This window comes from Nitrososphaera sp. AFS (assembly GCF_009898475.1).
Taxonomy (GTDB): Archaea; Thermoproteota; Nitrososphaeria; order Nitrososphaerales; family Nitrososphaeraceae; genus Nitrosopolaris.
Window position 1 is genome coordinate 1 of the sequence record NZ_QURE01000080.1, and the last position, 5,858, is coordinate 5,858.

Annotated in this window: 5 protein-coding genes; 2 read left to right on the plus strand and 3 right to left on the minus strand. The window is 39.1% G+C overall.

The features are described from left to right. Nucleotides 1–122 precede the first annotated feature (122 nt). Nucleotides 123–524, plus strand: a complete 402-nt coding sequence (locus DYY65_RS08650) for a CBS domain-containing protein (protein ID WP_236561754.1) — start codon at nt 123–125, stop codon at nt 522–524. Nucleotides 525–1,092: 568 nt separating this feature from the next. On the opposite strand, the gene DYY65_RS08655 is transcribed toward DYY65_RS08650, so the two are convergent. From DYY65_RS08655 to DYY65_RS08665, 3 genes are all read right to left on the minus strand, one after another. Further along, nucleotides 1,093–1,983, minus strand: a complete 891-nt coding sequence (locus tag DYY65_RS08655; RefSeq protein WP_162477565.1) for a hypothetical protein — start codon at nt 1,981–1,983, stop codon at nt 1,093–1,095. A gap of 278 nt (nt 1,984–2,261) precedes the next feature. After that, entirely contained in the window at nt 2,262–2,501 is a 240-nt protein-coding gene (locus tag DYY65_RS08660) for a hypothetical protein (RefSeq protein WP_162477566.1), read from the minus strand. A gap of 553 nt (nt 2,502–3,054) precedes the next feature. After that, nucleotides 3,055–3,549, minus strand: coding sequence for a metallophosphoesterase (locus DYY65_RS08665; RefSeq protein WP_162477567.1), 495 nt, complete (start codon nt 3,547–3,549; stop codon nt 3,055–3,057). A 917-nt stretch (nt 3,550–4,466) separates the two neighbouring features. On the opposite strand from DYY65_RS08665, the gene DYY65_RS08670 reads away from it, so the two are divergent. After that, nucleotides 4,467–5,435 (plus strand): cation diffusion facilitator family transporter, encoded by a 969-nt coding sequence (locus DYY65_RS08670; protein WP_201449421.1) that lies wholly within the window; start codon nt 4,467–4,469, stop codon nt 5,433–5,435. Nucleotides 5,436–5,858: the final 423 nt, after the last annotated feature.

Sequence of the window (5,858 nt, forward strand, 5' to 3'; positions counted from 1 at the left end):
ACATATAGGATAAATGATAATTATGGACGAATTTTTATCAACACAATTTAAAAGAACGGATACTCAGCTATAGTTGTATGAGCACCGTCAGTGAAATAGCGTCACATGGAGATCTTGTCACGATGAGCGCGGATTCCGGGATGACAGCTTATGATGTCGCAGGGTTAATGAAGGATAGGCGTGTGGGATCGGTAATTGTAGTTGACAAGCAAGGGAAACCTCTTGGCATAATTACAGAGCGTGATATGATCAAACGGGTGTGTCTAGAAAAAATAGCTCCCAGCAGAATAGCCTTGGAGGACATTATGTCATCCCCGTTGTTTACAATAATGTCTTATGATTCAATAGATACTGCATCCAGGTTAATGACTAAAAACAGGCTGAAGCATCTAGTAGTGTTGGAGGCAGACAATAGGATTGCTGGCATGCTGAGCGTCTCTGATATAACAAGACATCTGGCAAAGATACTGTTGGATGATTATAAAAGGTACAGATCGTTACGTTTCGCTCTCGACCTCTCCTAGTTGAGCTGCCATCTAGTTAAGTTTGCAGTTCGTTGTTTCCTATCATAAGGTTCAGACGTGAGCAGGTCTATTTCCTTATTATTCATCAGGCTCGAAATAAGATAACTCTACTTCATTTTTGAGCCCTTGGGCACAGCATACCATGCAGCGTACGTCATGACCTATCTTGTATCCTTTAACGTGGTGTACAAATCTGGCCGGAAGGATAAACATTTGAACGACAATTTATTTTGGACGTCATCTACGGCAACAAATCCTCTACGACTACTTAAACTGCATAATCTACATTAGCTGAGAAAGAAGTTACAGTCAGACATGGGCATAAATTCCACTTCAGTGATAACGAGCGGGGAGGTCCGGTTCGAGAGTTGGAAAAGCGCTGTCGCTGGGCTGACCAATGATACTATATTATTCTATCGATGTGAGCATAGCTGACGGTACGTAATTTATGCCGAAATGCGAGCAACTTATAGCCGAATAGGACCAAGTCGAGATCTTGATCTTTTGCTCCATAAATATGTGAATCGAGCTGCCCGTTGCATAGCTGAAGCCCTTCTCTCTTGGTTTGCTAATTCTTGGCTAACTCTATCGGGTTAAAATCGATTACGCCGTTAATCTCCAACAAATCTTTCTCATTAGCCATCTCTTTAGCGTCGTCTGTTTCGCCATCTTCATTCATGCATTTTTGATAAAATTGGCAATTAGTACATTTGCCATGTCTTAGACCTTCACTTAGTCTGGGAAGGATAGATACATCATCTTCCTGAAGTGCCTTAAGAAACAACGTCTTGCGTCTCATCATTTCATTCTTTATTATCTCTCTCGTGAGGTCTCCCTTAGGCAATGAAATTTGCCAACTTTCAATTCCTACCTCTCTACCATTATGAGGTCTGAGGAAATAATCTCCTGAAAGATCTCTTTTGATCCACCTCAATTCTCGACTATTGTATCTTATAGAGATGATTCCCTTTTCTATCTCTGTCATTACTAGGTAATACAGTAACTGTCTGAGATAAGATGTAAAAGTGGGATCCATGATGTCGAGCCTCTTCCCGCTAATTGTATCCTTGAGTTCAACTACTGTACCTCGCCATTTTTGTGCTTCGCCATTCATATTTTCTTCTGATCCCTCGCCGCTCATTTCCTCTGCCATGATATCAGGATGCGCAACCAATCCTTCCATTTCCAGTTCGGACTGTGCAACGCCAATGTTGGCCAAGTTAGTTATAATAAATTCACTGGCCTCGCCTCTTACAAAATGATGAACTGACTTGTTGGTAATTGGGTCCATATCCGGCATCTTCCGAGAATAAAACTGTTTTCTGATGCAATTAGAAGGCAGAATATCTGAAACGTGTATAGCCGAATCACTATGCCTTCTTCTCTCCTCGTACCTCTTGCGCAGATTCGTTTGCAAAAGCTCAGTGAAGTCTGAACACCTTCTTATTTTTATTGTCATAACTTGTTCTCACTCTTCTTGTTGGTTTGTTTCAGATGTGATCCGTACATTCACCTTTTTCAATGTGTCGATTACTCTTATGATCGGTTTTTTTCTCACAGTCAAGCCACCTATGTTGTTTCATGGTTCTACGATAGCATCCCAAACTAACTCGGCAGTGCTTTCCGGAAATAATTTTTCAACCGGGTCGTGTCGATTAGATCTACTTTTACAATTTGTTGACAAGTCGTGAATCGTAATGCGAAAAGAGTTCATGTAAAATCGTATATGCATCATCATTATTCTATTTTCGCATTCGTGTGTCCCTTTTTGATGACTTTGATTATTCTATCTTGTTCTTCTCTTTTCTGCCTGATGCGCCTCAACCTTTGCTTGTCCTTTCCGGTAATTGGTTGCTTAAGTACTCTCCCGCAACGAATGCATACAGTCGGGTCAGGGAGAACATACAGTTCACACCTACTACGATGCTTTCTACCAACACCGTTATGGTCTTGACCTAGAGTTATTTTCGGAAACAATTTGTCACTTAGATTCTTCCAACGTATGCCCAATTTTTGAGATTTAGATTTTTCTAACTAAAAAACTTGAGGTACTAAGAGGGAGAGGGAGTACTAGATAGAAAGCGAAAAAAGACCTGCTAATGAAGATGCCATACAATATTTAGTTGAATCATCGAATTAATTTCAGCAATACGCGTCACCAATAAACTGTAGATAAACAAAATCCGTTGTAACAATAGGAGGTGTTTGTATTTCTGCCAATTGATACCGAATCTAGTTATTTGCCAAGAGACTGAAGGATAAATCCTGAAACCATGAAGGATGTCGTACTTATACTGCTTATCTTAGCCGTGGGTCAAATTTAAGTATCACCTCTCTAAAACGATCTAGACTCGCTCTCCAGCAGAATAGAATCATGGAGAGGACTCGCCTACTAACCAGACAAATATTAAGTGCTTACAAAGATACTAAATGTTTGTTACGAATATTCCAAAGCAATTAATGCAAAAGGGCGCCCTTCGGACCAGGCCTTGTAGGCTGAATTCAAAAAGGTACTACAAGCTAGTTAGACTCATAATCGAATAAACTCAGCAGACCGGGACTGGGTATCAAGGATCGCCAATGTTGCCCCAAATCCAAAGAACCAGCCGTTAGCTGTCCCGGGATTAATAACTAGGGTCTTTCCGACCCTACTGTTTTGGATCTGATGAGTATGACCACAAACCATTATGTCGTACTTTCCGGAGTGAATCATGCTATTACTAGCTTCTTGTTGAGTTCCATGATAAACCACAATTTCCGATGCATCAACTTCCAATTCGTATATTTCACCTGTGATAGTTCCCCCAATGAGGTTAAATGCATCTTTTATACCAGCTCTATCAACATCGTTATTTCCGTAAACTCCAATTAATTTTACTTCTTGGAATGCACGTATTACACTAGGACTGACAAAATCTCCTGCATGAATTACCGTACTTGCTTCTCGCTCCATAAAGACCCTCATCGATTTCTCTATATTCTCGATATTGTCGTGTGTGTCAGATATCAAGCCAATTTTGGACAAGCTTTAGCATTTACCTTTGTTCATTTAAATAGATTTATCCGTTCAAATTTAGTCTACTAGAGGTCTCCACTTTCATACTTAAAATCCTATAAACGGTCGAGTCATAAAGTATTAGCAATTTGAACGAACCAGATCAGGAAAAATAAATGGCATATCCAGCTCTTATAAATTTATTAATTATAAAGTGTTTTTTCCTTCAGCCATCCTATAAAACCTACAAAATCCACGTAGGGATTTTTAGATTGTCGATAGTCCACGTGACTAGGCCACTCCCGTAGGTGGCCTCTTGATTTCGCTATGTTCTAAAAGCTTGTGGTAGTTCAATATGTATAGATTTATGAACTTCTTGTCACAGACATTACATCTCCACTCTGTCCTAGATGGCGAATCTTTTATTTCGACCATATTGCTCTCCTATCTTAGAAGGTATCATTCATATCCTCGCCAAGTTATGAGTATTTAAAGTTAGCAAGAGTCTAAGGCCATGACATTGGTAAATCCAATTCGCCAGGTTGATTAGTCAATTGCTTGGGTGCGCTTGTTCATATACAGTACAATTCACTTGGGTAGTTTGGGGATTATCTGGATGATTCAGTATTATTATGATCTATCGTAAGACATCCTAAGGGGCTAAAGTTACAGTCAGGAATTCAGATCAGTGAAAATATCCAAAGGAAGATAAAATAGCGCCATTAACTGGCCCAATTTTAGAAAAATTTAATCTTTTTTTGGAAAAGCCGATATAAGTTTGATATCATCGAATAACTTCTGATTTAACGACAGGAAGACCAGAATATAAGGTAAACTTGAGAGTAAAATCAAAATTTATGACTGGTTCGAAATTTGGCATATTATCCGATGAAAGCTAAAAAACAAAGTTGATAAATTAATTCATCCATTATAATTGCAATCAGATCGTGGTAAACACATCCAAAAAGGCAGTCTATGCAGCTCTGTTTGGCAACTTGGCTATTGCCATAGCCAAGTTGATAGCCGCCATTTTTACGGGGAGCATTGCTATGCTGGCAGAAACACTTCACTCCTCCTCGGACACTTTTAATCAAGTATTGCTTCTAGTAGGGATCAAGACAAGCACGAAGGCTGCTACGGAGCGCCATCCTTTTGGATATGGGAAGGAGCAATTTTTTTGGTCATTCATAGTTGCCACCATGTTGTTCGGGATCTCAGGGATTCTCTCGTTGCAACAGGGTTTTGTATCACTTACGAACTCATCCCATCGGATCCAGCATGTTGATGTTAGCTACGTTATACTAATGATCTCGGCTACCTTTGAGGCAAATTCTTTACGAGTTGCCCTTGGCGCTTCAAAAAATTCTATCGAAGCGAAAGGAGAAAAATTGGGAATTCGATCACTAATTAATGAATTTCAAGAAAGCAAAGATCCGTCTATAATAACAATTCTTGTAGAGGATTCAGCAGCCTTATTGGGCATAGCAATTGCCGGGGTCGGAATCTTTCTATCAGAGCAAACTGGAAATTCCATTTATGACTCTATGAGTTCTCTTTCTATAGGCTGTATATTAATCGTTTTCGCCTTTTTTCTTGCGAAGGAGAATAAAGGATTGCTTATTGGCGAATCAATATCTAGAAAGGATTACAAAAAAGTTGTGGGATTAATCAAGTCAATTCCAGAAGTCAATAGAATAATAACAATGCGCTCTATGTATTTGGCCCCTAAAGATGTTTTGGTGACAATTGAAGTGAACTTGGTTGATGGCCTAAATACCGATCAAATAGAATCTGTAATAGATAATATAGAAAACAATGTAAAACAGGCCATCCCATATGTTAACCCTTCTAGAATCTATGTAGAGTTAGAGCGAGACAGGTTTTCAGATTTGTACAAGAGAAGAAGAGTAAAATAATATTTTCACAAATACTACTAGAACCGATCCAAGTCAAGCAATAAGATCGTATCGTTTACATCATCAAGGTGCCGTTGTCTCATAGGAAGGATTTCGCTGGACGGTAGTTAATTGCAAAGCTTATAATCTGGTTCCGGGAAAGTTTTTAGCAGGTTGAAGCGGAATGAAACTAGACTCAACAATGCTAATTGGAAAAAAGATTTAACAGGTATTAAATTTCTTCTAATAAACAAGTATGAGATATGAATATGAAGATGCAGATAAACCATTATAGAAATACTGGGATTCCTGTCACACTCTTTGTTTCGATAGCAATTTTCCTACTACTTAACACAAATACAAGTCCATTTGCCGTACTTGCAAAATCAGGCGGTTTATCAGCTAACTCTAACGTAACTGCAAACACAACAGGTAACACAAGTA